The organism is Sphaerotilus sp., assembly GCF_013299175.1.
Taxonomy (GTDB): Bacteria; Pseudomonadota; Gammaproteobacteria; order Burkholderiales; family Burkholderiaceae_C; genus Sphaerotilus.
Genome location: NZ_JAAFKF010000002.1, coordinates 26,234 through 51,531, shown reverse-complemented (window position 1 = coordinate 51,531; position 25,298 = coordinate 26,234). Strand labels below are relative to the sequence as shown.

29 protein-coding genes and 1 tRNA gene are annotated in these 25,298 nt (G+C 68.0%); 10 read left to right on the top strand and 20 right to left on the bottom strand.

The window, feature by feature from the left end:
* Complete coding sequence (locus QZW52_RS00835; RefSeq protein WP_293994055.1) at positions 1-1,269, top strand: M48 family metallopeptidase; 1,269 nt, start codon at positions 1-3, stop codon at positions 1,267-1,269.
* Positions 1,256-2,170 carry a ribosome small subunit-dependent GTPase A gene (gene rsgA, locus QZW52_RS00830; protein WP_293994052.1) on the top strand — a complete coding sequence of 305 codons (915 nt, stop codon included), beginning with the start codon at positions 1,256-1,258 and terminating at the stop codon, positions 2,168-2,170. Before QZW52_RS00835 ends, rsgA begins: the two co-directional genes overlap by 14 nt.
* Before the next feature lie 18 nt (positions 2,171-2,188).
* Here rsgA and QZW52_RS00825 read toward each other — a convergent pair whose 3' ends face one another.
* Positions 2,189-2,794: a LysE family translocator gene (locus QZW52_RS00825; RefSeq protein ID WP_293994050.1), complete on the bottom strand. Its 606-nt coding sequence runs from the start codon at positions 2,792-2,794 to the stop codon at positions 2,189-2,191.
* A gap of 104 nt (positions 2,795-2,898) precedes the next feature.
* On the opposite strand from QZW52_RS00825, the gene QZW52_RS00820 reads away from it, so the two are divergent.
* Positions 2,899-3,834: a LysR family transcriptional regulator gene (locus QZW52_RS00820; RefSeq protein WP_293994047.1), complete on the top strand. Its 936-nt coding sequence runs from the start codon at positions 2,899-2,901 to the stop codon at positions 3,832-3,834.
* Between the two features lie 2 nt (positions 3,835-3,836).
* Here the strand turns inward: QZW52_RS00820 and QZW52_RS00815 are convergent, their stop codons facing one another.
* Positions 3,837-4,742, bottom strand: a complete 906-nt coding sequence (locus tag QZW52_RS00815) for a LysR family transcriptional regulator ArgP (protein WP_293994044.1) — start codon at positions 4,740-4,742, stop codon at positions 3,837-3,839.
* Between the two features lie 75 nt (positions 4,743-4,817).
* On the opposite strand from QZW52_RS00815, the gene QZW52_RS00810 reads away from it, so the two are divergent.
* On the top strand, positions 4,818-5,438 hold the full coding sequence (locus QZW52_RS00810; protein ID WP_293994043.1) for a LysE/ArgO family amino acid transporter: 621 nt from the start codon (positions 4,818-4,820) through the stop codon (positions 5,436-5,438).
* On the opposite strand, the gene QZW52_RS00805 is transcribed toward QZW52_RS00810, so the two are convergent.
* The 6 genes from QZW52_RS00805 to rpsP form a co-directional block, all read right to left on the bottom strand.
* The gene (locus QZW52_RS00805) at positions 5,439-6,428 is read right to left on the bottom strand and encodes a CobD/CbiB family protein (RefSeq protein ID WP_293994041.1); all 990 of its coding nucleotides are present in this window, start codon (positions 6,426-6,428) and stop codon (positions 5,439-5,441) included.
* A 59-nt stretch (positions 6,429-6,487) separates the two neighbouring features.
* A complete protein-coding gene (locus QZW52_RS00800; RefSeq protein ID WP_293994040.1) occupies positions 6,488-7,192 on the bottom strand; it encodes an NUDIX hydrolase in 705 nt (234 codons plus the stop codon).
* Between the two features lie 101 nt (positions 7,193-7,293).
* A complete protein-coding gene (rplS, locus tag QZW52_RS00795; RefSeq protein ID WP_293994038.1) occupies positions 7,294-7,647 on the bottom strand; it encodes a 50S ribosomal protein L19 in 354 nt (117 codons plus the stop codon).
* Between the two features lie 85 nt (positions 7,648-7,732).
* Complete coding sequence (gene trmD / locus QZW52_RS00790; protein WP_293994036.1) at positions 7,733-8,479, bottom strand: tRNA (guanosine(37)-N1)-methyltransferase TrmD; 747 nt, start codon at positions 8,477-8,479, stop codon at positions 7,733-7,735.
* Between the two features lie 25 nt (positions 8,480-8,504).
* Positions 8,505-9,098 (bottom strand): ribosome maturation factor RimM, encoded by a 594-nt coding sequence (rimM, locus tag QZW52_RS00785; RefSeq protein ID WP_293994034.1) that lies wholly within the window; start codon positions 9,096-9,098, stop codon positions 8,505-8,507.
* Between the two features lie 44 nt (positions 9,099-9,142).
* Positions 9,143-9,415, bottom strand: a complete 273-nt coding sequence (gene rpsP / locus QZW52_RS00780; protein WP_293994032.1) for a 30S ribosomal protein S16 — start codon at positions 9,413-9,415, stop codon at positions 9,143-9,145.
* 221 nt (positions 9,416-9,636) lie between these two features.
* Here rpsP and QZW52_RS00775 point away from each other — a divergent pair, with 221 nt between their 5' ends.
* Together QZW52_RS00775 and QZW52_RS00770 are read left to right on the top strand one after the other, a co-directional pair.
* On the top strand, positions 9,637-10,209 hold the full coding sequence (locus tag QZW52_RS00775) for a GNAT family N-acetyltransferase (protein ID WP_293994030.1): 573 nt from the start codon (positions 9,637-9,639) through the stop codon (positions 10,207-10,209).
* Positions 10,206-10,661: a TM2 domain-containing protein gene (locus tag QZW52_RS00770; RefSeq protein ID WP_293994028.1), complete on the top strand. Its 456-nt coding sequence runs from the start codon at positions 10,206-10,208 to the stop codon at positions 10,659-10,661. The genes QZW52_RS00775 and QZW52_RS00770 overlap by 4 nt, the downstream gene beginning before the upstream one ends.
* A 31-nt stretch (positions 10,662-10,692) precedes the next feature.
* Here the strand turns inward: QZW52_RS00770 and QZW52_RS00765 are convergent, their stop codons facing one another.
* The 9 genes from QZW52_RS00765 to murJ all read right to left on the bottom strand — a co-directional run bounded on the left by QZW52_RS00765 (position 10,693) and on the right by murJ (position 19,493).
* The gene (locus tag QZW52_RS00765) at positions 10,693-11,703 is read right to left on the bottom strand and encodes an inorganic phosphate transporter (RefSeq protein WP_293994026.1); all 1,011 of its coding nucleotides are present in this window, start codon (positions 11,701-11,703) and stop codon (positions 10,693-10,695) included.
* A 19-nt stretch (positions 11,704-11,722) separates the two neighbouring features.
* The gene (locus QZW52_RS00760) at positions 11,723-12,370 is read right to left on the bottom strand and encodes a DUF47 domain-containing protein (protein WP_293994024.1); all 648 of its coding nucleotides are present in this window, start codon (positions 12,368-12,370) and stop codon (positions 11,723-11,725) included.
* Positions 12,371-12,485: 115 nt separating this feature from the next.
* Positions 12,486-13,019 (bottom strand): 2-amino-4-hydroxy-6-hydroxymethyldihydropteridine diphosphokinase, encoded by a 534-nt coding sequence (gene folK / locus QZW52_RS00755; RefSeq protein WP_293994022.1) that lies wholly within the window; start codon positions 13,017-13,019, stop codon positions 12,486-12,488.
* On the bottom strand, positions 13,003-14,604 hold the full coding sequence (gene pcnB / locus QZW52_RS00750; RefSeq protein ID WP_293994020.1) for a polynucleotide adenylyltransferase PcnB: 1,602 nt from the start codon (positions 14,602-14,604) through the stop codon (positions 13,003-13,005). The genes folK and pcnB overlap by 17 nt, the downstream gene beginning before the upstream one ends.
* Complete coding sequence (locus QZW52_RS00745; RefSeq protein ID WP_293994018.1) at positions 14,601-15,290, bottom strand: HAD family hydrolase; 690 nt, start codon at positions 15,288-15,290, stop codon at positions 14,601-14,603. The genes pcnB and QZW52_RS00745 overlap by 4 nt, the downstream gene beginning before the upstream one ends.
* A 37-nt stretch (positions 15,291-15,327) precedes the next feature.
* On the bottom strand, positions 15,328-16,038 hold the full coding sequence (gene hda / locus QZW52_RS00740; RefSeq protein WP_293994016.1) for a DnaA regulatory inactivator Hda: 711 nt from the start codon (positions 16,036-16,038) through the stop codon (positions 15,328-15,330).
* 21 nt (positions 16,039-16,059) lie between these two features.
* Positions 16,060-17,118, bottom strand: a complete 1,059-nt coding sequence (locus QZW52_RS00735; protein ID WP_293994013.1) for an AI-2E family transporter — start codon at positions 17,116-17,118, stop codon at positions 16,060-16,062.
* Between the two features lie 16 nt (positions 17,119-17,134).
* A complete protein-coding gene (locus tag QZW52_RS00730) occupies positions 17,135-17,899 on the bottom strand; it encodes a SirB1 family protein (protein WP_293994009.1) in 765 nt (254 codons plus the stop codon).
* Positions 17,900-17,933: 34 nt separating this feature from the next.
* Positions 17,934-19,493: a murein biosynthesis integral membrane protein MurJ gene (gene murJ / locus QZW52_RS00725; protein ID WP_293994006.1), complete on the bottom strand. Its 1,560-nt coding sequence runs from the start codon at positions 19,491-19,493 to the stop codon at positions 17,934-17,936.
* 85 nt (positions 19,494-19,578) lie between these two features.
* Between murJ and rpsT the strand changes: the two genes are divergently transcribed.
* Positions 19,579-19,887: a 30S ribosomal protein S20 gene (gene rpsT / locus QZW52_RS00720; protein WP_293994003.1), complete on the top strand. Its 309-nt coding sequence runs from the start codon at positions 19,579-19,581 to the stop codon at positions 19,885-19,887.
* Positions 19,888-19,958: 71 nt separating this feature from the next.
* Here the strand turns inward: rpsT and QZW52_RS00715 are convergent, their stop codons facing one another.
* On the bottom strand, positions 19,959-20,984 hold the full coding sequence (locus QZW52_RS00715) for a CDP-6-deoxy-delta-3,4-glucoseen reductase (protein WP_293994001.1): 1,026 nt from the start codon (positions 20,982-20,984) through the stop codon (positions 19,959-19,961).
* A 97-nt stretch (positions 20,985-21,081) separates the two neighbouring features.
* Here QZW52_RS00715 and QZW52_RS00710 point away from each other — a divergent pair, with 97 nt between their 5' ends.
* Positions 21,082-22,023 carry an NAD-dependent epimerase/dehydratase family protein gene (locus QZW52_RS00710; protein WP_434738250.1) on the top strand — a complete coding sequence of 314 codons (942 nt, stop codon included), beginning with the start codon at positions 21,082-21,084 and terminating at the stop codon, positions 22,021-22,023.
* Here the strand turns inward: QZW52_RS00710 and QZW52_RS00705 are convergent, their stop codons facing one another.
* Positions 22,024-22,629, bottom strand: a complete 606-nt coding sequence (locus QZW52_RS00705; protein WP_293993999.1) for a rhomboid family intramembrane serine protease — start codon at positions 22,627-22,629, stop codon at positions 22,024-22,026. It lies immediately after the preceding gene.
* Between the two features lie 70 nt (positions 22,630-22,699).
* A tRNA-Leu gene (locus QZW52_RS00700) sits at positions 22,700-22,787 on the bottom strand.
* A 140-nt stretch (positions 22,788-22,927) separates the two neighbouring features.
* On the opposite strand from QZW52_RS00700, the gene cysM reads away from it, so the two are divergent.
* The gene (gene cysM, locus QZW52_RS00695; protein WP_293993997.1) at positions 22,928-23,833 is read left to right on the top strand and encodes a cysteine synthase CysM; all 906 of its coding nucleotides are present in this window, start codon (positions 22,928-22,930) and stop codon (positions 23,831-23,833) included.
* 250 nt (positions 23,834-24,083) lie between these two features.
* Complete coding sequence (locus QZW52_RS00690; RefSeq protein ID WP_293993994.1) at positions 24,084-25,298, top strand: ammonium transporter; 1,215 nt, start codon at positions 24,084-24,086, stop codon at positions 25,296-25,298.

Here is a 25,298-nt window from a genome sequence, read left to right as displayed (position 1 = left end):
ATGCATTCGCTCGCCGTGACGTTCGCCTTTGCCGCCGCCCTCGTGGCGATGCTCGGCACCCGCCTGTGGCTCATCAGCCGCCAGATCCGCCATGTCGCGCAGCACCGCGCCGCCGTGCCCCCAGCGTTCGCCGATGTGGTGTCGCTGGAGGCCCACCAGAAAGCCGCCGACTACACCATCGCCCGCCAGCGTTTCGAGCTGCTCACCACCGCGTGGGGCGGCGTGATGCTGCTGGGCTGGACGCTGCTGGGCGGGCTGGACGCGGTGAACGTCGTCGTGCGCGACTGGGCGTTGCCGCGCTGGGGTGAACTCGGCTACCAAGTCGCCTTGCTGATGGTCGTGAGCCTGATCGGCAGCGTGATCGACCTGCCCTTCGACCTGTGGCGCACCTTCCGCATCGAGCAGCAGTTCGGCTTCAACCGCATGACCTGGGCGCTGTGGCTCAAGGATGCGCTGGTCGGCACGGTCGTGGGCGTCGCGGTCGGCGTGCCGCTGCTGGCGCTGGTGCTGTGGCTGATGGCGGCGGCGGGGGCGCTGTGGTGGCTGTGGGCGTTCGCGGTGCTGGCGGGGTTCACGCTGCTGATGCAGGTGCTCTACCCGACGGTCATCGCGCCGCTGTTCAACAAGTTCCACCCGCTGGCCGACGAGGCGCTGAAAGGCCGCGTGCAGGCGCTGATGCAACGCTGCGGTTTCAAGGCGCAGGGGCTGTACGTGATGGACGGCTCCAAGCGGTCGGCGCACGCCAACGCCTACTTCACCGGCTTCGGCAGCAGCAAGCGCGTGGTCTTCTTCGACACGCTGCTGGCCCGGCTGTCCCCCGAGGAGATCGAGGCCGTGCTCGCCCACGAACTCGGCCACTTCCACCACCGCCATGTGCCCAAGCGCATGGCCACGGTGATGGGCGTGTGGCTGGCGGGGCTGGCGCTGCTGGGCTGGCTGATGAACCAACCGGCGTTCTACACGGGACTCGGGGTGCAGCCGAACCTGATGGCGCCGAACCATGGCCTCGCGCTGCTGCTGCTGACGCTGGCCGGGCCGGTGTTCAGCTTCTTCGTCACGCCGCTCATGGCCGCCACGTCGCGCCGCCACGAGTTCGAGGCCGATGCCTACGCCAGCGTGCAGGCCCGCGCCGCCGACCTGACCTCCGCACTGCTCAAGCTGTTCGAGGACAACGCCAGCACGCTGACGCCCGATCCGCTGTACGTGCGTTTCCACTACTCCCACCCCCCCGCGTCCGAACGCCTTGCCGCCCTCCATGCCCACACCTGAACTCGACATCGGCCTCGTCATCGCCGGCCACGGCCGCCACTACATCGTCGAGACACCGGAGGGCCGCGAGATCAAGTGCAGCACCCGCGGCAAGAAAAGCCAGTGCGTCGTCGGCGACCGCGTGCGCTGGCAGCCCACCGACACGCTGGGCAACGAGGGCGTGATCGAGTCGCTGGAGCCACGCGACAACCTGCTCTACCGCCAGGACGAGTGGAAAACCAAGTCGTTTGCCGCCAACCTGGACCGGCTGCTGATCCTCGTCGCCGCCGAGCCGGTGTTCAGCGAGAGCCAGCTCGCCCGTGCGCTGGTCGCGGCGGAACAGGCGCGGATCAAGGTCAGCATCCTCCTGAACAAGATCGACCTGATCGAGTCGGCGCAACTCGCCCGCGATCGGCTGGCCCCTTACGTGAAGATGGGCTACGACGTGATCGAGGTGGCCATCAAGGCGCAGCCGGACGAGACCCGCGCCCGCCTGACCGACCTGCTGGCGACAGGCTCGACGCTGGTGCTCGGCCCGTCCGGCACCGGCAAGAGCACGCTGGTGAACCTGCTCGGGCTGGACGCGGCGGCACCCGTGCGGGAAATCTCGGTGGCGCTGAACTCCGGCCGCCACACGACGACGCACACGCGCTGGTACTGGCTCGACGATGCGCACAAAGGCGCGCTGATCGACTCGCCGGGCTTCCAGGAGTTCGGCCTGCGCCACATCCCGGTGGAAGACCTCGCCGCGTGGATGCCTGACCTGTCGCGCTACCTCGGCCAGTGCCGCTTCGCCAACTGCAGCCACGACCACGAGCCGGGCTGCGCGGTGCTGGCGGCGCTGGGGCGCGGGGACATCGCGCCGTCGCGGCATCGGATCTACCTGGAAGTGCGGGACGAGCTGGGGCGCACGCATTACTGAATCAGCGCCACCTGCAATTCATGTCAACGCAAGCCAGAAACCAAGCCCTGCCAGAATGATGCCGATCATGCGATTCAGTACGCGCTGGTGATGCACCATCTTTGAACGCAGGTGCTCCTCCGAAAAAAACACCGTCACAAGGCTGAACCATATCCAGTGCGCCAGTGACATGAATAATCCATACCCCACTTGCACGGCAATGGATGTTTCTGGTTGAATGATTTGCGTATAGACACTGACTACAAAAAGGGTGGTTTTAGGGTTCAGTGCATTGGTGAAAAAACCTGTGCGCAATGCGTCGAACGCACCAAGCTTCTTGAGTGGTGTCGCGCTGCTGCTCGACGGCAGAGGGGTAAAAAAGGTCTTGTAGCCTACGTAGACCAGATAGACGGCACCAAGCAATTTGACAGTCGAAAAAAGCCCCGGGGAATTCTGAAGCACAAGACCGACACCCAGCATGGTGTACAGCACATGCAACTGAACGCCGAGCGCAATGCCCAGCGAAGCCAGCAGTCCGGCCGACCGGCCATGAATAAGGCTGTTGCGTGTCACCATCGCAAAATCTGCACCCGGACTGATGACAGCCAAAATAGTAATGGTCGCTACGGCAGCAAGTTCGATCATGGCATCGGGTATATTTTGGTGGTAACTGGTCCGGGTGAAGACCAAGTCAAGTCAATATTCTCCATGACGAATTTGAAATTGATAATCGATTTATACTCACGCCCATGAGTGAGAAAAAATCACCTTTCGACAGCCGCATCCCGCCGATGAACAGCTTACGCGTGTTCGAGGCGGCGGCCCGTCACGAGAGCTTCGTGCGGGCGGCGGACGAGTTGCATGTGACACACGGGGCGGTCAGCCGCCAGATCAAGCAGTTGGAAGAGTCGCTGGGAGTGGATCTCTTCGATCGGCGCAACCGGGCCGTCTTCCTGACCCCTCGGGGAAAGATCCTGCTGGAAGCGTGTACGCAAGCCATGGAGCGGCTGACGGAAGCCCTGCGTCAGGTGAAGGCGCCCACCGTGGAATTGCCCTTGGTCTTGTCGTGCGAGCCAACCATCGCCATGCGCTGGCTGATCCCCCGGTTGCCAGCGTTCCGTGAACGCTTTCCGCAACACCAGATCCACCTGCTGACGGCCGGGGGACCGGTGGACTTCGCCCGCGACCGGGTGGACCTCGCCTTGCGGCGCAACGATTTCAACTGGGGCACGCACTGCCATGCCGAACCTGTGGCACCCGAATTGACGGGGCCGGTCTGCACACCCAGCGTGGCATTGGCCATGGCGTCCGACCTGCCAGCGTCCCGCAAACACAAGTTGCTGCACTCGCGCACACGACCAAGCGCATGGCAGCGGTGGTTTGACGTGGGTGGTCACAGTCCAGAGGCGGCCGGATCAGAGCATTTCGAGCATTTTTATCTGAGCTTGCAGGCGGCGGGGGCGGGCCTGGGCATGACGATCGGGTCGGCTTACATGGTGGAAGAGGATCTGCGCGATGAACGTCTGGTCGCGCCGTTCGGCTTCCTGCCGGATGGTTCTGAATACGTCTTGCTGTCACCGACCCCGTTCAGGGGCGACACGCGGCGCATGCTGTTCCTGGACTGGCTGCGACATGAAATGGGGCGCTCTCGGCACGGGGTGGAAAGCCTGATCGATGCGGCGTGAAGTCAGGCCGGCTCCAGCACCGCCGACGCCGCCCGCCAGACGCAGTCCCGCAGCGTGCGCACACTGGCCGAGTCCAGCCGCCAGCTCTGCCAATACAGCGCCACCGAAATGCTGTGCCCCGGACACAGGTCCGCCAGCGTGCCCGCCTTCAACGCCGCGGCGGCCAGCGGCACCGGGTGCAGCCCCCAGCCCAGCCCGGCGATGGCCGCGTCCAGAAACCCCTGCGCCGACGGCACCCACCACTGCGGCGGCGTGCAGTCCTCGCCGATCACCTGCGACAGGAAGCGGTGCTGCATCTGGTCTTTCTGGTTGTAGACCAGCATCGGCGCCCGCCGGAAACCCTCCGCCAGCGTCACGCCCGAGAAATACCGCTGTGCAAACGCCGGGCTGACCGCCGCGACGTAGCGCATCACCCCCAGCGCATCGACCCGGCAGCCGCCCACCGGCTCGGCCGCCGCCGTGACCGCCCCGAACACTGTGCCGTTTTTCAGCCACTCGCGGGTGTGGTCCTGGTCATCGACGTGCAGCGCCAGCGTGTCACCGCTGCGGGTGTGGAAATCGACCATCGCCGGGATGAACCAGGTCGCCAGACTGTCGGCGTTGACGGCCACGGGGATGCTGCGCGAGCGGCTACCAGGGGTGCCTGCCTCGGCGAGCGGCTGCAAATCGTTCTGCAGATCCGCTTCCAGCATCTCGATCTGCAGGTAGTGGCGGTACAGGCGCGCGCCTTCCGGCGTGGCCGTGACGGGCGCCGAGCGGACCAGCAGCACGCAGCCCAGCCGCTCCTCCAGCGCCTTCACCCGCTGCGACACCGCGGACGGCGTGACGTGCAGCTCCCGCGCCGCACGCTCGAAGCTGCCCAGCCGCAGCACGGTGGACAGCGCACGCAGCGCGACGAGGTCGATCATGGGGTGAAGTACAGCTTAATCATGATTAGGAAGTTTAGCTGTACTGCACACCGAGCGCCCCCTACGCTGCACGGCATGAACACGTCCACCTACTTCCTCGGCATGGCCGCCAGCGCCGGTCTGATCATGGCCATCGGCGCCCAGAACGCGTTTGTCCTGCGCCAGGGCATTCGGCGCGAGCATGTGGCGGCGGTGGTCGCCGTGTGCGCCTTGTCGGATGCGGCGCTGATCGCACTGGGCACCGCGGGCATCGGGGCGGTGTCCACGCGCTTTCCGCTGGCGATTGCGCTGCTGACGGTGGCGGGCATCCTGTTCCTGTCGGTCTACGGCCTGCGGGCGGCGCGGCGGGCGTGGCACCCTGCGGGGCCAGGACTCGACGCGCAAGGAGGCACGCCGCTGGCGTTGTCGGCCGCGCTGGTGCAGGCGGCGGCGTTCAGTTGGCTCAATCCCCATGCGTGGCTCGACACCACGGTGCTGCTGGGTTCGCTGGCCAATGCGCAAGGGGACGCTCGCTGGAGCTTCGCGGCTGGGGCGATGACGGCGAGCCTGCTGTGGTTCACGGGGCTGGCGTGGATGGCGGGCCGGCTGGCGCCGCTGTTTCGCCGGCCGCACACCTGGCGCGTCTTCGACGCCGGAGTGGCGGTGATGATGATCGGGCTGGCGGGCGGGTTGACGCTGCAGACCCTGAAGGGCTGATCAACCCAACCGGTTCGCCAGCGACAGCAGCGCCAGCAACATCATCCACAGCACCATCGAGCGCCACACCAGCCCCACGACCGTGCGCAGGTGGGACAGGGCGGGCGGCGCGCCGGGGGTGCTGCCCTGGCCATCCACGGGCAACTCGCCGGGCAAGGCCACGGCGTAGCCCGCCGCACCGGACCCCAGCGTCGGCGCATCGGCCCCACCCAGCGAGACACCGCAGGCACCGGCCGCCGCGGACAGCAGGATGCCGTCGTTCGACTGCTTCCACAGGCCCGCGCACTGCCGCCAGCAGTCCACCGCCTCCTCGAAATTGCCGACCACCGCGAAGCCCGCCGCCGTCAGCCGCGCCGGCACATGGTCGAGCACCGAAAACGCCGCCTGCGAGCGCAGCATCAGGGCACCGTTGACGGGTGCCGTCTGGGCGCGGATCTTGAAGGCCCAGTAGCGGGCGCAGAACTCGGACATCCGGTAGACCACCGCCCCCACCGGCCCCAGCCCCAGCGCCGACCCCAGCACGAACCAGAAGAACACGCCGAACACATGCCGGTGGGCGGCCAGCAGTGCGTGCTCGATGACGTGGCGCAGCAGCTCGGTGCGCGGCAGTTCGCTGGCGTCGAGGTGGCGCCACTCCTGCAGCACGCGGCGGGCGCGGTCCTCGTCACCCTGCTCCAGCGCGTCGCGGATGTCGGTGAAGTAGTGGCTGAACTGGCGGAAACCGAGCGTCAGGTAGAGGATCAGCAGGTTGAAGCCGAGTGCCAGCAGCAGACTTTGCTGGTGCAGCAGCGCGAAGGCGCCCCAGGCCAGCAAGGCCGGCGTGAAGACCGTGACGGCCCAGACCACCCAGGCGTGGTGCTCGCGGCCGGCGTCGAAGTTGCGCGCGGTCCAGCGTGCCCAGTCGATCAGGGCTTCATGGACGGGATTGCCCTGCGGCAGGGGCCGCAGTTGTTCGACGATCAAAGCCAACAGGACGGCGAGGAAACTCATGCTCTCAATGATAACGGCGTGAACAACGACACGGCATCAGCCTTCACCCGCATGAACAATCAGGCCGCCAGAAAGCGGTAGAGGTTGCGCAGCATCGCCGCCGTGGCACCCCAGATGAAGTAGTCGCGCTCGTCTCCGTCGGCCGACGGGCCACGCCAGGGCATCGACAGGAACTGGCGGCGCTCGTCGGGCGTGTCGAACACGTGGACCTGGTGGTGAGCAGGCGCCATCAGGAAGGCCAGCGGCACCTCGAACGCCTCGGCCACCTCCCCGCCCTCGATCTCCAGCGCAAACGGCGGATGCACCAGCGCCACGACCGGTGTCACGACGTAGGACGTGACGGTGGTGTAGGTGGGCAGCGCACCGATGACCTCGATGTGCCGGGCGGCCAGGCCGATCTCCTCGCGGGCTTCGCGCAACGCCGTCACCACGGGGTCGACTTCCCCCGGATCGACCCGCCCACCGGGAAAGCTGATCTGCCCGGCGTGGTCGCGCAGGTGGTCGGTGCGGCGCGTCAGCAGGACATGCAGGCCGTCCTCGCGTGCCACCAGTGCCACCAGCACCGCCGCCGCGGCAGGCACGCGCTCGGCCAGCGGGCCACCCCCATCGCCGCGGAACTCCGGCTGCCAGTCGGGCGGCGCGGCAAAGCGGGCCTTGATCTGTGCCGGCGTGAGGCGATCGCTGGTCAGCGCGGGCAGGTGGTGGTCGGCACTGGCCACCGGCACAGCGCGTGGATCGCGGATGAGGGTCGGGCGTCGGGACATGGGTTTCAGGATAGGCCGAAAACGACAAAGCCGCCCGGAGGCGGCTTGGTGATCGAGGCATCCCGCGTGCAGGATGCCTGGGTCGGCGGGTGAGCCAGCGATCAGGCCAGCTTTTCCTTGATGCGTGCCGACTTGCCGCTGCGCTGGCGCAGGTAGTACAGCTTGGCGCGGCGGACATCGCCACGGCGCTTGACTTCGATGTTGGCGATCAGCGGGCTGTAGAGCTGGAACGTGCGTTCCACGCCTTCGCCGCTGGAGATCTTGCGGACGATGAAGTTGCTGTTCAGGCCACGGTTGCGGCGGGCAATCACGACGCCTTCGTAAGCCTGCACGCGCTTGCGGGTGCCTTCGACGACGTTGACGCTGACGATCACCGTGTCGCCGGGGGCGAAGACGGGGATGGTCTTGTTGAGTCGAGCGATTTCTTCTTGCTCAAGTTCGAGGATCAGGTTCATGGGGACTCCAGGCGATCGTGCCGGCAAGGGCCAGCGTTCATGCCGAACACCGGACTTCCTTCAGGCAGAGGATCAAAGCCCGCGATTATAGCCGGATGTTGGAGAGGTACTGCTCGTCGGCCCGACTCAGGCGGCCGGCCTGGCGTGCCGCCGTGATCAGGTCGGGTCGGCGGCGGGCCGTCAGCTCCAGCTGACGCTCGCGGCGCCAGCGGGCGATGTGGGCGTGGTGGCCCGACAGCAACACCGGCGGCACGGCGTCCTCGCCCAGCGTTTCGGGGCGGCTGTAGTGCGGGCAGTCGAGCAGCCCGTCCGAGAAGCTGTCCTGCTCGTGCGAGGCGGCGGCGTTCAGGACACCGGGCTGCAGGCGGGTCACGGCGTCCAGCAGCGTCAGCGCGGGCAGCTCGCCGCCGGACAACACGAAGTCGCCCAGGCTCACCTCTTCGTCCACATGGCGGTCGATGAAGCGTTGGTCCAGGCCCTCGTAGCGGCCACAGACCAGGATCGCGCCGGAGCTGGCCGCCAGCGCCTGCACCCGCGACTGGGTCAGCGTGGCGCCCGCGGGGCTGAAGAGGAGGACGGGTGCGCCTGCCGCTTCGGCACGGTCCTGGCGGATAGCCGCGAGCGCACGCTCCAGCGGCTCGACCAGCATCACCATGCCGGGACCGCCGCCGTAGGCGCGGTCGTCGATGCGGCGGTAGGTGTTGTCGGCGTGGTCGCGCAGCGGCCACAGGCGCACGTCCACCTGCCCGGTCGAGTAGGCGCGGCGCGTCACGCCGACCTTCAGGAACGGGTCGAACAGCTCGGGAAACAGGGTGACGATGTCGAAGCGCACAGCGGGTGCAGCAGGCGCGGCAGCGTCAGTAGTCCAGGCCCCAGTCGGCGACGATGCGCCGCTCGGTCAGGCTGACATCGTCGATGTAGGCGGCGACGAAGGGGATCAGGCATTCGACGGTACCGGGCACGCCCGCTGCATCGACGCTCTCGGCGGTCAGGCGCATCACGCTGTGGGCACCGGTGTCGAGCATTTCGGCGACCGTACCGAGCACTGCGCCGTCGCGGTTGACGACGTTCAGGCCGATCAGGTCGATCCAGTAGAACTCGCCGTCGTCCGTCTTCGGGAAGATCGAACGCGACACGAAGATGCGGGCGCCGCGCAGCGCTTCGGCGCCATTGCGGTCGGCGACTTCGCGCACGGAGGCCACCATGCCATCGCTGTGCTCCTTGACCAGCGTGACGTTCAGCACCTTGGGCAGCGCCGGGGCATCCTTGGCGCGCGGCTTGCCGGCGGGTGGCTGCAGGAACCAGTGCCGTGCCTTGCGCACGACTTGCGGATCCGCCGCGTAGGGCTGGATCCGCAGCCAGCCCTTGATGCCCCAGGCGTCGGCCACCCGCGCGACCTCGATGGCGTCATCGGGCCAGGCCACGGCGTCATCGGGAGTGGTCACGGTCATGGTGGGGGCGCTCGGGGCGGTCAGGGCAGGAACAGCAAGTGCAATCAGGCAGCGACGGCGACGGGCGCAGCGACCGTGGACTTGGCTTGCTTGATCAGGCGCTCGACGGTGGGCGACAGTTGCGCACCGACGCTGGTCCAGTAGTCCACGCGGTCGAAGGCGACGCGCAGGGCTTCGGCTTGACCGGAGGCCACCGGGTTGTAGAAACCGACGCGCTCGATGAAGCGGCCGTCACGGCGGTTCTGGCTGTGGGCCACGACCAGGTTGTAGAACGGGCGCTTCTTGGCGCCGCCACGGGAAAGACGAATCACGACCATGATGTTTCCTTGATCAAAGGTATAGAAGGCAAAACCAGAGACCCACGCGACCAGGAGACACTCAGGCCAGCAGATCAGACAATGCCGCATGCAGACCGCAACTTCATGCGAGCTTCACGCGACAACCCCATTCTTCCCGACCCCGTTAGATCGCGCTGCGTGGCATGGTGCCGGTCAGCCGTCGTCGGAAAACCCAAGATTATAAACTCTCCCGGACTTCCATGAACGCTCCCATGATCCGCCCCAGCGAGGAAGCCGACCTGCCGGCCATCACCGCGGTCTACGCCGCCAACGTCGCACACGGTACAGGCACCTTCGAGATCGACCCGCCCGACCTCGCCGAGATGACCCGCCGCCGCGCCGATGTGCTCGGCAAGGGGCTGCCCTGGATCGTCGTCGAGCACGACCTCGGCCACGGCCCCGAGGTGCTTGGCTACGCCTATGCCAACCACTTCCGCGCCCGCCCCGCGTGGCGCTACGCCCTGGAGGATTCGATCTACCTCTCGCCACGCGCCCACCGGCTGGGGCTGGGCCGGTTGCTGCTGGCGGAGCTGGTGGCACGCTGCACCGCGCTCGGGGCACGGCAGTTGCTCGCGGTGATCGGCGACTCGGACAACCACGGATCCATCGGCGTCCACCGCGCCTGCGGATTCGAGACGCTGGGCGTGATGCGCTCGGTGGGCTGGAAGTTCGACCGCTGGCTGGATGTTGTGATGATGCAACGCTCGCTGGGCGCAGGGGACACACTTGCCCCCACCATCGCCCTCCCTGGACACGCTGGAGCCTCGACATGAGCGCCGTGAAATCGAAAACGCTGGCGACCTGGCTCGCCGTGGTGGGAGGCGGCTTCGGGCTGCACCGGTTCTATCTGCACGGCCTGCGCGACGTGTGGGGCTGGGTGCATGTGCCGCTGACGCTGCTGGGCATGGCCGGGGTGCAGCGCATGGCCGCCTTCGGGCTGGACGACACCGCCGCGCCGTGGCTGCTGCCGCTGGGCGGGTTGTCGATCACGGCGGGGATGCTCGCCGCCATCCTCTGCGGGCTGACCAGCGACGAGCGTTGGGATGCCCGCTACAACCCCGGCGCCGCCGCTGGCCAGGGTTCGCCGGCGGCGGGCTGGGGCACGGTGCTCGGCGTGGTCGCAGCACTGCTGCTGGGGGCGACGATGCTGCTGTCGTCGATCACCTTCACGCTGCAACGCTACTTCGAAGCGCAGGTCGAAGCCGCGCACCAGATCAGCCGCTGAGCCGCAGGCGGCCCGGCGGCGCTGGCTCAGATCAGAACAGCCGGGTGCCCGCGTAGTAGGCGATGGCGGCCACCGTGGCGGACGCGGGAATCGTGAAGATCCACGCCCACACGATGTTGCCCGCCACGCCCCAGCGCACGGCGGAGGCCCGCTGCACCGAGCCGACACCGACGATGGCCCCGGTGATGGTGTGCGTCGTCGAGACCGGCACGCCCAGCGCCGTCGCCAGGAACAGCGTGATCGCCCCGCCCGTCTCGGCGCAGAAACCACCCACTGGCTTGAGCTTGGTGATCTTCTGGCCCATCGTCTTCACGATGCGCCAGCCGCCGAACATCGTGCCCAGGCCGATCGCGATGTAGCAGCACCAGATGACCCAGCTCGGGGGCATCTTGTCGCCAGCCTGGGTGTAGCCGGTGGCGATCAGCAGCATCCAGATGATGCCGATGGTCTTCTGCGCGTCGTTGCCGCCGTGGCCCAGGCTGTACAGCCCTGCCGAGACCAGTTGCAGCCGCCGGAACCACTTGTCCACCCGCAGCGGCGGCGTGCGCCGGCACAGCCACGCCACCAGCACCATCATCAACGACCCCAGCAGGAAGCCCAGCAGCGGCGACACGAAGATGAACGCCACCGTCTTCCACACGCCCGTGCCGATCAGCGCCGTGACACCTGCCTTGGCGATCACCGAGCCGACGATGCCACCGATCAGTGCGTGCGACGAGCTGGACGGGATGCCGTAGAGCCAGGTCACCACGTTCCAGGTGATCGCCCCGATGAGCGCGCCGAACACGACGTAGTGGTCCACGATGCCCGGCTCGACGATGCCCTTGCCGACCGTGGCGGCCACCTTGAGCTGGAAGATCGAGATCGCGATCACATTGAAGAACGCCGCGAACAGCACCGCCTGCTGCGGCTTGAGCACGCCCGTGGACACCACGGTGGCGATCGAGTTCGCCGCGTCGTGGAAACCGTTCATGAAATCGAACGCGATCGCCAGCACCACCAGCAAGGCAATCACCCAGAAACCGACCTGTACACCATTCATGTGAACAGACTCCGCGCGCTCAGGAGTTTTCGAGGACGATGCCCTCGATCAGGTTGGCCACGTCCTCGCACTTGTCGGAGATCGACTCCAGCAGCTCGTAGATCGCCTTGAGCTTGATCAGCTCGCGGATGTCCTGCTCCTCCCGGAACAGCTTGGACATCGCCGAGCGCATCACCCGGTCGGCATCGGACTCCAGCCGGTCGATTTCCTCGCAGGTCTTGATGGTCGCCTCCGCCACGCTGCTCTGGCTCAGCTTGGACAGCAGCGTCACCGCGTGCGCCACCCGCTCGCAGCACTTGGCCGACAGCTCGCTCAGGCGCAGCACGTCCTCGGTCATGTGGCGCACGTCGTAGAGCGACATCGTCTCGGAAGTGTCCTGCAGCAAGTCAAGGATGTCGTCCATCGCGTTGATCAGGCCGTGGATCTGCTCGCGGTCGATCGGCGTGATGAAGGTCTTGTGCAGCAGGCGGTTGACCTCGGCCGTGACCTTGTCGGCGGCATGTTCGGCGTCATCGACTTCCGCCGCGTATTTTTCGCGCAATGCCGCGTCACCATAGTTCTGGACCATGGCCAGGAAGGCGCGGGCACCGGTGACGATGGCTTCGCCATGCGTGTTGAAAAGCTCGAAGAAATTGCCTTCGCGCGGCAGCAGCTTGCCGAACAACATGGTGGGGACTCCAGGGGAACTTCAGGGAAAAGATCAGGGCGGGGCCAGACGGGGCGAGTTTAGCCGCAGGCGTCAGGAATTCACGCCCTGCGTAACCCGAACGATTCTGGGCAGTTCAGGCCGGCGCGATGCCCTGTGCGGTGGCGAGGCGCTGTGCCCGTGCGGCCCAGGTTTCACCGCCCGCGAGGTGGTCCGGCAGGTGGACTTGTCCTGGCAGTGCAGCGCACACCTGCAGCAGCGGCAGCAGCACGAACGCCCGCTCGGCCATGCGCGGATGTGGCAGGGTGAGCCGCGCAGTCTGGCGCTGCAGATCGCCGTGGAGCAGCAAGTCCAGGTCGAGCGTGCGCGGGGCGTTGCGGTAAGGGCGCTCGCGGCCGTGGTCCAGCTCGATCGCCAGCAGTGCCTCCAGCAAGGCTTCTGGCGACAAGCAGGTGCGGACACAGGCGACGGCGTTGAGGTAGTCCGGCCCGCTCGACGCCACGGGTCGGCTGCGCCAGCGGCCGGACGCCATGATCCACTCGGTATCGGGCAGCGCGGCCAGGGCGGCACACGCCGCGTCCAGCGCCGCCGCCGCATCGCCGAGGTTGGCCCCCAGGCCAATGCAGGCCAGCCGCGCGGTGGGCGCCGTGGAATCAGCCTGCGCTGTCATCCACAGCCGGTGCGGCGCCACGCTCGCCCGCGGGCTTGCGGCGGCGACGGCGCTTGCGCGCAGCCGGCGCCGGCACGCCTGCGGCGACGGCGTCGCTCTCCGCTGCCGGACCCCGCGCAGCCGCCGCAGCGCCCCCCGCCGCGCGGCGGGCCTGGTCCTGCACCCGGGCTTCGGTCAGCAACTCCTCGCGGGTGGCGTCGTTGGCGGTGGAGAAGGTCTCCCACCAGCGGGCCAGCTCCAGCTCGGCCTCGCCCGATTCGGCCCGCAGGCGCAGGAAGTCGAAACCCGCCCGGAAGCGCGGCTGCTCGACCAGCGACAAGGCGGACGACGGCGTGCGGCGCTCGAAACGCGGCTGCATCAGCCAGATTTCGCGCATGTCGGCGGCCAGCTTGCCGCGGCCGGAGATGTCACCGACGCGGGCGTCGAACACGGCGTCGGTGGCCTGCTGCATCGCAGGCGTCGGGGTCTCGCCCTGCTTGCGCAGTTGCGCGGCGCGGCGCTGCACGTCGTGCCACAGCATGCACGCCAGCATGTAGCTCGGCGCCACCGGCTTGCCCTCGCCGACGCGGCGATCGGTGTCCGCCAGCGCACGCTGGATGAACTGCTCGCGGCCGTCGTGCTGGTGCGCGTCGTCGAGCACCGCGTCGAGGATCGGGAAGATGCCCTTGTGCAGCCCCTGCTTGCGCAGCTCTTCGAGGCTGGCGAGCGAATGCCCCGTCTGCAGCAGCTTGATCATCTCGTCGAACAAGCGGCTGGCCGGCACGTTGGCGAGCAGGTCGGCGCAGGCGCGGATCGGCTTGCGCGTGCCCGGTTCGATCTCGAAACCGAGCTTGGCCGCGAAGCGCACGACGCGGATGATCCGCACCGGGTCTTCGCGGTAGCGCGTCACCGGGTCACCGATCATGCGCAGCAGGCGCTTCTTGGCATCGGCGAGACCGTGGTGGTAGTCCACGACGATCTGGCGGCGCGGGTCGTAGTAGAGCGCGTTGACGGTGAAATCGCGCCGCGCCGCGTCCTCGTCCTGCGGACCCCAGACGTTGTCGCGCAGCACCCGGCCGCTGGCGTCCACGACGTGGCTCTTGCCGGCGAGTTCGGATTTCGAGGTCTTCTCGTTGCCCGCCACCTGCTCGGCAGCACTGGCGTCGAGGTAGGCGCGGAAGGTGGACACCTCGACCACCTCGTGCTCGCGGCCACGGCCATGCACGACGTGGACGATGCGGAAGCGCCGGCCGATGATGAAGGCGCGGCGGAACAGCGATTTCACCTGCTCCGGCGTCGCGCTGGTGGCCACGTCGAAGTCCTTGGGGCGGTGGCCGAGCAGCAGGTCGCGCACCGCGCCGCCGACGACATACGCCTCGTAGCCAGCGTCCTGCAGCGTCGTGACCACCTTGATGGCGCGTTCGTCGAGCAGCGCCGGGTTGATGCCGTGTTCGGACACGGGCACCTCCACGCGCACGCCGATCACCGGGCCAGCCAAGGCGGGCACCTCGGCAGCGGTGGCGGGGGTGGGCGGGACCGCGCTGGCCTTGCCGGTCACGGGGCTGGCCGATTTGCCCAGCAGTTTGTCGATGAATTTCTTGATCATGGGAAGAGCCGCAGGATGCGCCAGCCGCGCTCGCGGGCGGTGGCTTCGAGTGCGGGACTCGGGTTGGTCGCCACCGGTTCGGTGGCCAATTCCAGCAGCGGCAGGTCGTTGGGCGAGTCGCTGTAGACGCTGATGCCGGAGAAGTCGCTCAGGCGGTGGCCCAGACCGGCGAGCCAGTCGTGGACCCGGCCGACCTTGCCTTCGCGGAAGGTGGGCGTGCCGCGGATGGTACCCGCCCAGCGCCCGTCGGGCTCGGGCTGGCGTTCGAGCTGGACGGCCAGCAGGTGATCGACGCCGAACTCGGCGGCGATCGGGGTGGTGACGAATTCGTTGGTCGCCGTGACGATGGCCACCAGATCACCGCGCTGCTGGTGGAAGCGCACCAGATCCAGCGCCTGCGGCTGCACGTTCGGGCGCAGCACCTCGGCCATGAAACGCTGGTGCGCCGCGGCCGATTCGGGCAGCGGGCGGTCGCGCCATGCCGCGGTGGTGAAGGCGATGTAGGCCGGCAGGTCGAGCGTGCCGGCCTGGTAATCGGTGTAAAAAGCGTCGTTGCGCTGGCGGAAGGTCTCGCCGTCGGCCCAGCCGATCGCGACCATGAATTCACCAAAAGCGTGGTCGGAGTCGATGGGGATCAGGGTGCCGTCGAGGTCGAACAGGCAGAGATGGCGTGCATTCTGGGGCATCGGAGGGACAAGATTTCGGGGAGTCAGGGAACGCAGATCAGAGCGTGTGCAGGTCCGGCTCGGCCAGCATCTGCCGCAGCAGGGGCAGCGTCACCGGTCGCTTGGTCGCCAGGGCGTAGCGGTCGAGCTGGCCCAGCAGCTCCATCAGGTGGGTCAGGTCACGCTCGCTGTGGCTGAGCAGGTAGGCCAGCACTTCGTCGCTCAGGGGGATGCCACGCCGCTGTGCCTCGCGGTGCAGCAGCGCGCAGACCTGCTCGTCGGTCGGCGGCACCAGCCGGTACACCAGCCCCCACGCCAGCCGCGTGCGCAGGTCGTCGCGCACGGGCAGGTCCACGGGCGGCAGCCGTCCGCCCGCGATGATGGGCACGCCGGCGATCGTCGCCTCGATGAACATGCGGAAGGCTTCGTGCTGGCGCTCGGCGTCGTAGCGGTCGCAGTCGTCGAGCAGCAGCAGGCGCGCATCCTCGTCGTACTCCCAGGGCGTGGGCGAGGCCAGGTCGAAGCTCAGTGCGTGCAGCCCGAAAGACTGCGCCTGCGTGCGTGCGGCGTGCAGCAGGTGGGATTTGCCGCTGCCGGGCGGGCCCCACAGGTACAGCGGCATCGACGGACTCGGCGACAGCAGCGCCATCAGCACCTGCTCCCACTGCGCATTGCCGCCGGGCAGGAAGGTGTCGAAGCGCAGCACCGGCTCCGGCCCGAAGGCGAGCGGCACCTGCCGCATCAGCGGTGGTGTCCGGTCACGAGGCATTCCACGAGACATTCGAGAGGTTCATCCTTGGTAGAGCCGACTGGCCACATAACCCGTGCGCAAGCGCCGCAGCGCCACCAGCACCAGCGCCCCGGCCGGCAGCGCCAGCAGCACGCCGACAAAGCCGAACAGGTGCCCGAAGGCCAGCAGCACGAAGATCACGGCCAGCGGGTGCAGGCCGATGCGCTCGCCGACCAGCCGTGGCGTGAGGAAAAAGCTCTCGATCACCTGGCCTGCGCCATACACCACCGCCACCACCCCCACGCCGTACAGATTCGCGTATTGCAACACACCCGCCAGCAAGGCCAGCGCCGCGCCGATGCCGAAGCCCAGGTAGGGGACGAAGATCGCCAGCCCCGTGAAGATGCCGACGGGCAAGGCCAGATCGAAGCGCCCCAGCGCCAGCGCCACCGTGTAGTAGGCCGCCAGGATCAGCATCACCATCAACTGCCCGCGCAGGTACTGTCCGAGCACCGCATCGCACTCCTGCGCGAAGTCGAGCACCGCCTCCAGATACCGCGGCGGCACCATGCGGCACAGGCGGCGCTGCAGGTCGTGCCAGTCGAGCAGCAGGTAGAACGTCACCACCGGCACCAGCACCGCATTGCCGATGATCGCCAGCAAGAAACTGCCGCCAATGCGCGCCGAGCTGAGCAGCGCGGACAGCCAGCCATCGCCGTTGGCATCGAAATACTTGACGACAAACGCCTTGATGCTCTCGGTGTCGAGCTTGACCGCGAAGCCGTGCTCGGTCAGCCACGGCGCCACATGGTCATTGAGCCGCACCGCCAGCACGGGGATCTGGTCGCGCAGCACCGGCAGCTCGCGCGAGATGATGGGCACGATCAGCAGCGCCACTCCCAGCGCCGCCGCGATCGCCGCCAGCTCGACCAGCACCGCCGCCAGCGCCCGTGGCAGGTGCCGCGACAGCCGATCGACCGCCGGCTGCAGCACATAGGCCAGCACCGCCGCCGTCAGGAACGGCGTCAGCACCGGCGCCAGCAAGCGCACCAGCAGCACCGACACCAGCGCCAGCGCCAGCCAGGCGAGCATCAGCCGTTGGGTCAGGGACAGTTTCATGCGGTCCTCATGCGGTTCAATCGCCTTCCGGTTGGCCCAGCGCCGCGCGGGTGCGGTCGAGCGCGCGGCGCAGCGCCACATCCGCGGGTTCCAGGACGACCTGGCGCTGCTGGATCTGCAGCAGGCGCGGCAGATCGCCATCCTCCCGGTACAGCACCGCCAGATTGCGCAGCATGCGGGCGAGGATCTCGCGCGCCGACGCCGGTTGCAGGTATTCGCCCAGCCAGGCGCCCAGGTCCAGACCGGCGGCAGGATCGAGGTGTCCACCGTGGTCGAGGAAGGGGGTGAGCCGCTCCTCCAGCTCGGCCCGCGTCAGCGAGCGGCCGTCCACCGGGTCGATCACCGCCTCGCCCAGCGGCAGGTGCAGCTTGAGCAGGAAATGGCCGGGGAAGGACACGCCATCCGCCTGCAGCCCGAGCTGTCCGGCGAGTTCGAGGTAGAGCACGGCCAGCGCGATCGGCAGGCCGCGCCGACGCTGCAGCACGGCGTGGAGGTGGCTGTTGTCGGGATCGCGCACGTCGTTGACATTGCCGCCAAAGCCGAGATCGCGGTAGAAGAACTGGTGCAGCCCCCGCACCCGCTGCAACGCCCCCGCGTCGGAGGGCAGACGCTGGCGCAAACGCTGGGCCAGCGTGTCCAGCTCGGTCTGCAGGGCGGCGAGATCCAGCGTGGGATGCGTCGCCAGCGCAATCGCGCCAGCCGCTTCGGTGAGCGACAGGCTGTCGTCGTCGCGCACCAGGGCAGCGAAATAGTCCAGCGGGGATGGCGAGGGGCACTCCATGGCCCAAAGTGTATCGGTCAGCGCCTGCAGGCCCTCAACGGCGTGCAAATTGCCGCAAGTTCACCCCCACCAGCCGCAGCACACCAAAGTACACCGCCGCCGCCGCCGCCAGCACGCCCGCCAGCACCGCGACCCGCAGCCCCGGCTGTGCCCGCATCCCGAGCCAGTCGATCGCGTGTGCCGCCCAGGCCAGCCCGGCCGCCATCACCGCGCAGCCCGCCGCCACGCGCAGACCGAACCCCAGCCAGCCCGGCGACGGCCGGTAGCTGCCCCGCTGGCGCAGGCCGATCAGCAACCAGGTCGCATTGACCAGTGCCGCCAGCCCGATCGACAGCGCCAGCCCCGCGTGGCCCAGCCGCGGCACGAACACCGCGTTCAGCACCTGCGTCAGCACCAGCACGGTGATGGCGATCCGCACCGGGGTGCGGATGTCCTGCCGGGCGTAGAACCCCGGCGCCAGCACCTTGATCGCCACCAGCCCCATCAGCCCGGCGCCGTAGCCCATCAGCGCGATCACGGTCTGGCGCACATCCTCTGCCGTGAACGCGCCGTAGTGGTAAAGCACCGCGACCAGTGGCTGCGGAAACACCAGCAGCGCCAGTGCGCACGGCAGCGCCAGCAGCACCACCAGCCGCAGGCCCCAGTCGAGCAGCGCCGAGTAGGCGTCCATGTCGCCCTTGGCCTGCGCCGCCGACAACTGTGGCAGCAGCACCACGCCCATCGCCACCCCCAGCAGCGCGGTCGGAAACTCCATCAGCCGGTCGGCGTAAGTCAGCCACGACACCGAACCTGCGGCCAGGTGCGAGGCGATCTGCGTGTTCACCAGCAGCGACAACTGCGCCACCGACACCCCGAGCAGCGCCGGTGCCATCTGTTTCAGGATGCGGTGAACGCCCTCGTGCGCCCAGGCTTGGCGGAATGCGGCCACCGTGAACCCCAGCTTCGGCATCACCCCGACATGGCGCAGCGCGGGCAACTGCACTCCGAGCTGCAGCACCCCGCCCACCATCACGCCGACCGCCAGCGCGTACACCGGCGGAATCGCCCAGCGCGCGAACTGCGGCGTCAGCCACCATGCGGCGGCGATCACGCTCAGGTTCAGCAGCACGGGCGTGACGGCCGGCACCGCGAACCGCTTCCACGAATTCAGGATCCCCGCCGACAGCGCCACCAGCGACATGCAGCCGATGTAGGGAAACATCAGGCGGGTCATCACCGTGGCCGAATCCTGCGCATCGGCCGGCAGCCCCGACGCCATCACCCACACCAGCACCGGCGAGCCGACCACCCCGAGCACGCACACCGCCGTCAGCGTCCACAGCAGCACGGTGGCCACGGCATCGATCAGCGTTTGCGTGGCGGCGTCGCCGTGGGTCGTGCGCGATGCGGCCAGGATCGGCACGAACGCCTGCGAGAACGCGCCCTCGGCAAACAGGCGGCGCAGCAGGTTCGGAATGCGGAACGCGACCTGGAACGCATCGGTCGCACTGCTCGCCCCGAAGGCCGCCGCGATGAGCTGCTCGCGCACGAGTCCGGTGATCCGGGAGGCCAGCGTGAGGGCGGACACGACAGAGGCAGATCGAAGCAGGCTCATGGGCAGGGGGGACTCGGTCGCAAAGCCTGTGATTATCCATGCTATAGTGCTAGGCTTTCCTCCACCCGGAACACGAGACACATTTATGGCCACCGCTTCCAAAGCCAAGAAGAAGACCGTCCGCATTGCCTCGGGCCTCAAGCGCGTCCGCCAGGACGTCAAGCTGAATGCCGCGAACACCTCGCTGCGCTCGAAGTTCCGTACCGCCGTCAAGGGCGTGCTGAAGGCTGTTGCCACGGGCGACAAGGTCAAGGCTGGCGACACGTTCAAGTCTGCCCAGGCCGTGATCGACTCGATCGCCGACAAGGGCATCTTCCACAAGAACAAGGCCGCCCGCATCAAGAGCCGCCTGTCTGCCAAGGTCAAGGCCCTGGCGGTTGCTGCCGCTGCCTGAAGACTGATCCGGGTGGATCGATCGCAAAGGCCCGCTCTGGCGGGCCTTTCGCATTGTTCAGCCCCGTGCGGTCAGCCCCCGTGCTTGTCCGCCTCGCTGGTGAACGCATCGGCGTAGAACTCCTCTTCCGGCAGCGCGCACTGCGCCACCAGATCCCGCTGGGCTGACGCCACCATCACCGGCGCCCCGCAAGCGTAGACCTGGTACCCGGACAGATCCGGCAGATCCGCCATCACCGCCCGGTGGACGAACCCCGTGCGCCCCTGCCAGCCCGCCCCAGCCTCCGACAGAACCGGCTCATAACGCAGCCAGGGCAGCGTGCGCGCCATCTCCAGCGCCCAGTCGTGCAGGTAGAGATCGGCCTCGCTGCGACAGCCCCAGTACAGCACCGCCTCGCGGGTCATGCCACGCGCCTGCATGTGCTCGATCAGCGCCTTGATCGGGGCAAAACCCGTGCCGGACGCCAGCAGCACCACCGGCTTCGTGCTGTCCTCGCGCAGGAAGAAACTGCCGAACGGCCCCTCCACACGCAGGATCTCCCGCTCCTTCATCGCGCCGAAGACGTGGTCGGTGAAGCGCCCGCCGGGCATGTGGCGGATGTGGAGTTCCATCTGGCCCTGCGCCGTCTCCGGCGCGCTCGCCATCGAATAGCTGCGCCGGGCACCGTCGCGCAGGATGAATTCGATGTACTGGCCCGCGTGGTACTGGAACACCTGGTTGCCCGGCAGTTGCAGCGTCAGTACCGCCACGTCCGGCGCGCGGCGCTCGATCGTCGTCACCCGCACCGGCATCTTCAGGACCGGGAACTGCCCCACTGATGTCACCTGCCGCGACTCGACCACGCAATCCGTCTGCGGCGTGGCGCAGCAGGTGAGGATCAGACCGGCCGCCTCTTCCGCTTCGCTGAGCGCCTTGGTCTGGTGGGCGCCGTGCAGCACGCGCCCCTCCAGCAGCCGGCTCTTGCACGACCCGCAAGCCCCGTCCTTGCAGCCATAGGGCAAACCGATGCCCTGGCGGATGGCCGCCGGCAGCATCGCCTCGTCGCGCGCCACCTCGAAGCTGCGGCCCGCGGGCTGCACTGTCACCGTGAAAGTCATTGCTCGTATCCTCTGGGCCGTCCTGGCGCTGTCCGTGGTCCACGGCCATGTCGCCGCGCGCGAGATTGTGCCGCACCGATCCGAAAGAACCCGACCCATGCCCCACCCTGCCCGCCTGCGCTCCCACCATGCCGCCGCAGCCCCTCGATTGCGGCCGCTGCGCCCGATGCGGCGCCCGCGCCTGCTGGTCATCGGCTGCGGGGATGTCGGCCAGCGCGCCGTGCAAGCACTCGGTGGCCGCTGGACAGTGCGGGCGCTGACTTCCCAGCCCGAGCGCGCTGCCGACCTGCGCCAACGCGGCATCACCCCGCTCATCGGCAACCTGGACGCACCAGCCACGCTGCGCCGGCTGGGCGCGCTCGCCCCGCGTGTGCTGCATCTGGCGCCCCCGCCGACCACAGGCGACGACGACCCACGCACCCGCCACCTCCTGCAGGCCCTCGGGCGCCACACCGTCTGCCAGCGCCTCGTCTACGGCAGCACCACTGGCGTCTACGGCGACACCGGCGGCGCCCGCTTCGATGAAACCCGCCCCGTCGCGCCGGCCAATGCGCGGGCGCGGCGCCGGGTCGCGGCCGAATCCACCCTGCGGGGCTGGGCACTGGTCCACGGCGTGACGGCGTCGATCCTGCGGATTCCCGGCATCTACGCCGGCGATCGGCCCGGCGGCCATCCCCGCGAGCGGCTGGCGCGCGGCACCCCCGTGCTCCGCCACGAAGACGATGTCTACACCAACCACATCCACGCCAACGATCTGGCGCGGCTGTGTGTCGCGGCGCTGCTGCGCGGCCGGCCGCAGCGCATCTGGCACGCCTGCGACGACACCGAACTGAAGATGGGGGATTACTTCGACCTGGCCGCCCGGCTCTGCGGGCTGCCGCTGCCACGGCGCATCTCGCGCGAAGAAGCCCGCACGCAACTCAGCCCGATGCTGCTCAGTTTCATGGGCGAATCGCGCCGGCTGGACAACCAGCGGATGAAGCGGGAGTTGCGGACCGTGCTGCGCTACCCGGAGGTCAGCGCCGGCCTGCTCGCCTGATCAGCGGCGGCGCTGCTTCGGGGGAAACGGCGGCAGACCACGCCAGAAGCGCAGCGTCAGCCAGCCACCCAGCATGCCGCCGAGGTGTGCGAAATGGGCCACGCCACCCGCACCCGCCAGACCGAACAGCAGCTCCATCCCGCCGAACACCAGCACGAAGACCTTGGCCTTCATCGGGATGGGCGGGAACAGCGGCATGATCGTGCGGTCGGGGAACATCATCCCGAAGGCCATCAGCAGCCCATACAGAGCGCCCGATGCACCCAGCGTCGGACCGCCCCCAGTGACACCCAGGCTGACCACCAGCAACTGCACCACGCCGCCCGCCAGTGCGCTGGCCGCGAGGAACTGCAGGTAACGCTGGCGGCCCCAGACCGACTCCAGCTCGGCACCGAACATCCACAGGCCCAGCATGTTGAAGAACAGGTGGCCCATGCTGCCGTGCAGGAAGGCATAGGTGATCAACTGCCACGGCATGAACGGCCCGCTGCCCAGCGGCCACAGCGCGAACAGCGTTTCGACCCAGTACCCCGCGAGCATCTGCAGGCAGTACATCGCCGTGCAGATCAGCATCAATGCTTTGGTGACGGGGGGGAGCTGGGGCATGGGAAGACTCTCTGACAGAGGGAGAGAGAAGTGTATGCAGTACCTGCAGTGTCTTCAGCGGTTGAAGCACTGGTGCCGGAGGCCGGACTCGAACCGGCACGCCTGTTGAGGGCGGCGGATTTTGAATCCGCTGCGTCTACCGATTTCGCCACTCCGGCAGGTGGGTGTCGCGCTGCGTACGGCGCGAAGCCGCGATTATGGCATGGACAAACGCCGCTTCGATCAACGGCAGCGCGCCCGCGGCCATGCTGCCAAAATGTGCCACATCGGCGCTGCGCCACCTCCGGAGACCACCCCCATGCCCGCCTACCAGACCATCGAAGACGTGATCGGCCGCACCCCGCTTGTGCGCCTGCAGCGGCTGCCCGGCGCCGACGCCACCGAGCGTGGCAACGTCCTCCTGGCCAAGCTCGAAGGCAACAACCCGGCCGGCTCGGTGAAAGACCGCCCGGCCATCAGCATGATCCGCCGGGCCGAGGAGCGCGGCGAGATCCAGCCCGGCGACACCCTGATCGAAGCCACCTCGGGCAACACCGGCATCGCGCTGGCCATGGCGGCGGCCGTGCGCGGCTACCGGATGGTGCTGATCATGCCGGAGGATCTCTCCATCGAACGCGCCCAGACGATGAAGGCGTTCGGTGCCGAACTGGTCCTCACGCCCAAGGCCGGCGGCATGGAATACGCCCGCGACCTCGCCGAGCAGATGGCGCGCGACGGCAAGGGCCGCGTGCTCGACCAGTTCGCCAACGCCGACAACCCGCGCATCCACTACGAGACCACCGGCCCCGAACTCTGGCAGGACACCGACGGCCAGATCACCCACTTCGTCAGCGCCATGGGCACCACCGGCACCATCACCGGCACTTCGCGCTACCTGAAGGAGCGGAACCCGGCCGTGCGCATCATCGGTGCGCAGCCGTCCGAAGGCTCGCGCATCCCCGGCATCCGCAAATGGCCGGAAGCCTACCTGCCGAAGATCTACGAGCCGCGCCGCGTGGACGAGCTGGTGCTGGTCAGCCAGGCCGACGCCGAAGACATGGCCCGCCGCATGGCCCGCGAGGAAGGGCTGTTCGCGGGCATCTCGGCGGCGGGTGCTTGCTGGGCTGCGCTGCAGCTCTCGCAGCAGGTGCGCGGTGCCACGATTGTCTTCATCGTCTGCGACCGCGGCGACCGCTACCTCTCCACGGGCGTGTTTCCAGCCTGAACACGGCGTTTCTGCCATTTTTTCGAGCGCGCCACCGCCAAATTTCCGCAGAGTCCATTGAGATTTGGCGCCAGATTCCGATGGAATACAGCACAGCCAGCAGCCCCTAAAGTGTGTGATTTTTTCACTTTAGGGTGCTGTAAGCCTTTGATTCAATTGGCATCGTCTTTGCCCTGCAAATTCGGCCAGAATCCGGCTCCAGACGGCTGTAGTCCGATGTCCAAGTCCAATTCTGCGGGTGCTCGAAGCGATGAATGAACTGATCAACCTAGTCTGGGTGGGCATCTGCACCGCCCTCGTGTTTTTCATGCAAGCGGGGTTTGCGCTGGTCGAGGGCGGTCTGTCGCGGGCCAAGAACTCGATCAACGTGATCATGAAGATCTACCTGGGCACCTGCTTCATCGGGGTGAGCTTCTGGGTGGTCGGCTACGGTCTGGCCTTCGGTCCCTCCATCGAAGGCCTGATCGGCGGCGGCGGCTTCGCACCCCAGAAGCTGGGCGCCACCGACGCGGTCGGCCTGCTTTACCAGATGATGTTCGCCACGACCGCCGTGACCATCGTCTCCGGCGCGGTGGCCGAGCGCATGCGCTACGGCGCCTACCTGACGTTTGCCGCGCTGATGGCGCTGGTGATCTACCCGGTCTACGCCCACTGGGCCTGGAATCCGGGCGGCTGGCTCAAGACCATGGGGTTCGTCGATCTGGCCGGTGATGGTGCCGTCCACTCGGTGGGCGCGTGGTGCTCGCTGGCAGGTTTGCTGGCACTCGGGCCGCGCCTGGGCCGCTTCGGCAAGAACGGCGAGGTGCGCGACATCCCTGGCCACAACCTGCCGATGGTGGCCCTCGGCGGCTTCATCCTGTGGCTGGGCTGGTTCGGCTTCAACGGTGGCTCGATCGCCGGCGTCGAAAGCGGCCAGCTCGGCACCGTGCTGCTCAACACCTACCTCGGCGGCTGTGCCGGTGGCATCGGCGCGCTGGCCTTCATGCGCTTCACCGGCCGTCCCATCCTGATGAGCGCGTCGGTCAACGGCAGCCTGTGCGGCCTGGTGTCGCTCACGGCTGGTGCCGCGACGCTGAATCCAGTCACGGCCATCGTCACCGGTGTCGTGGCCGGCGCGCTGTGTACCTGGGGCGCGGAAGCCCTGCGCAAGCGCCGCATCGACGACACCGTGGACGCCATCGCGGTCCACGGTCTGGGCGGCACCTGGGGCCTGATCGCCGCGGGCCTGTTCTTCGAGGGCGACCTGTTCAACGGCAGCCGCGTGATGGTGCAGGCACTCGGCGCCGTGGCGGCCTTCGCCTGGGCATTCCCGATGGCCTATGTGTGCTTCAAGCTGGTGGACAAGCTGATCGGCCTGCGCGCACCCACGCTCAACGAGCAGCGCGGCCTCGACTACACCGAGCACCACGAGATCGGCTACCCCGAGTTCCAGAACTCGCCGGGCCAACTGCACAAGGAAGCCTGA

Bases quoted from the DNA above. Each gene is read 5' to 3' on its own strand.
- QZW52_RS00835 (WP_293994055.1), top strand. From the start codon at position 1: ATGCATTCGCTCGCCGTGACGTTCGCCTTTGCCGCCGCCCTCGTGGCG.
- rsgA (WP_293994052.1), top strand. From the start codon at position 1,256: ATGCCCACACCTGAACTCGACATCGGCCTCGTCATCGCCGGCCACGGC.
- QZW52_RS00825 (WP_293994050.1), bottom strand. From the start codon at position 2,794: ATGATCGAACTTGCTGCCGTAGCGACCATTACTATTTTGGCTGTCATC.
- QZW52_RS00820 (WP_293994047.1), top strand. From the start codon at position 2,899: ATGAGTGAGAAAAAATCACCTTTCGACAGCCGCATCCCGCCGATGAAC.
- QZW52_RS00815 (WP_293994044.1), bottom strand. From the start codon at position 4,742: ATGATCGACCTCGTCGCGCTGCGTGCGCTGTCCACCGTGCTGCGGCTG.
- QZW52_RS00810 (WP_293994043.1), top strand. From the start codon at position 4,818: ATGAACACGTCCACCTACTTCCTCGGCATGGCCGCCAGCGCCGGTCTG.
- QZW52_RS00805 (WP_293994041.1), bottom strand. From the start codon at position 6,428: ATGAGTTTCCTCGCCGTCCTGTTGGCTTTGATCGTCGAACAACTGCGG.
- QZW52_RS00800 (WP_293994040.1), bottom strand. From the start codon at position 7,192: ATGTCCCGACGCCCGACCCTCATCCGCGATCCACGCGCTGTGCCGGTG.
- rplS (WP_293994038.1), bottom strand. From the start codon at position 7,647: ATGAACCTGATCCTCGAACTTGAGCAAGAAGAAATCGCTCGACTCAAC.
- rimM (WP_293994034.1), bottom strand. From the start codon at position 9,098: ATGACCGTGACCACTCCCGATGACGCCGTGGCCTGGCCCGATGACGCC.
- rpsP (WP_293994032.1), bottom strand. From the start codon at position 9,415: ATGGTCGTGATTCGTCTTTCCCGTGGCGGCGCCAAGAAGCGCCCGTTC.
- QZW52_RS00775 (WP_293994030.1), top strand. From the start codon at position 9,637: ATGAACGCTCCCATGATCCGCCCCAGCGAGGAAGCCGACCTGCCGGCC.
- QZW52_RS00770 (WP_293994028.1), top strand. From the start codon at position 10,206: ATGAGCGCCGTGAAATCGAAAACGCTGGCGACCTGGCTCGCCGTGGTG.
- QZW52_RS00765 (WP_293994026.1), bottom strand. From the start codon at position 11,703: ATGAATGGTGTACAGGTCGGTTTCTGGGTGATTGCCTTGCTGGTGGTG.
- QZW52_RS00760 (WP_293994024.1), bottom strand. From the start codon at position 12,370: ATGTTGTTCGGCAAGCTGCTGCCGCGCGAAGGCAATTTCTTCGAGCTT.
- folK (WP_293994022.1), bottom strand. From the start codon at position 13,019: ATGACAGCGCAGGCTGATTCCACGGCGCCCACCGCGCGGCTGGCCTGC.
- pcnB (WP_293994020.1), bottom strand. From the start codon at position 14,604: ATGATCAAGAAATTCATCGACAAACTGCTGGGCAAATCGGCCAGCCCC.
- QZW52_RS00745 (WP_293994018.1), bottom strand. From the start codon at position 15,290: ATGCCCCAGAATGCACGCCATCTCTGCCTGTTCGACCTCGACGGCACC.
- hda (WP_293994016.1), bottom strand. From the start codon at position 16,038: ATGCCTCGTGACCGGACACCACCGCTGATGCGGCAGGTGCCGCTCGCC.
- QZW52_RS00735 (WP_293994013.1), bottom strand. From the start codon at position 17,118: ATGAAACTGTCCCTGACCCAACGGCTGATGCTCGCCTGGCTGGCGCTG.
- QZW52_RS00730 (WP_293994009.1), bottom strand. From the start codon at position 17,899: ATGGAGTGCCCCTCGCCATCCCCGCTGGACTATTTCGCTGCCCTGGTG.
- murJ (WP_293994006.1), bottom strand. From the start codon at position 19,493: ATGAGCCTGCTTCGATCTGCCTCTGTCGTGTCCGCCCTCACGCTGGCC.
- rpsT (WP_293994003.1), top strand. From the start codon at position 19,579: ATGGCCACCGCTTCCAAAGCCAAGAAGAAGACCGTCCGCATTGCCTCG.
- QZW52_RS00715 (WP_293994001.1), bottom strand. From the start codon at position 20,984: ATGACTTTCACGGTGACAGTGCAGCCCGCGGGCCGCAGCTTCGAGGTG.
- QZW52_RS00710 (WP_434738250.1), top strand. From the start codon at position 21,082: ATGCCCCACCCTGCCCGCCTGCGCTCCCACCATGCCGCCGCAGCCCCT.
- QZW52_RS00705 (WP_293993999.1), bottom strand. From the start codon at position 22,629: ATGCCCCAGCTCCCCCCCGTCACCAAAGCATTGATGCTGATCTGCACG.
- cysM (WP_293993997.1), top strand. From the start codon at position 22,928: ATGCCCGCCTACCAGACCATCGAAGACGTGATCGGCCGCACCCCGCTT.
- QZW52_RS00690 (WP_293993994.1), top strand. From the start codon at position 24,084: ATGAATGAACTGATCAACCTAGTCTGGGTGGGCATCTGCACCGCCCTC.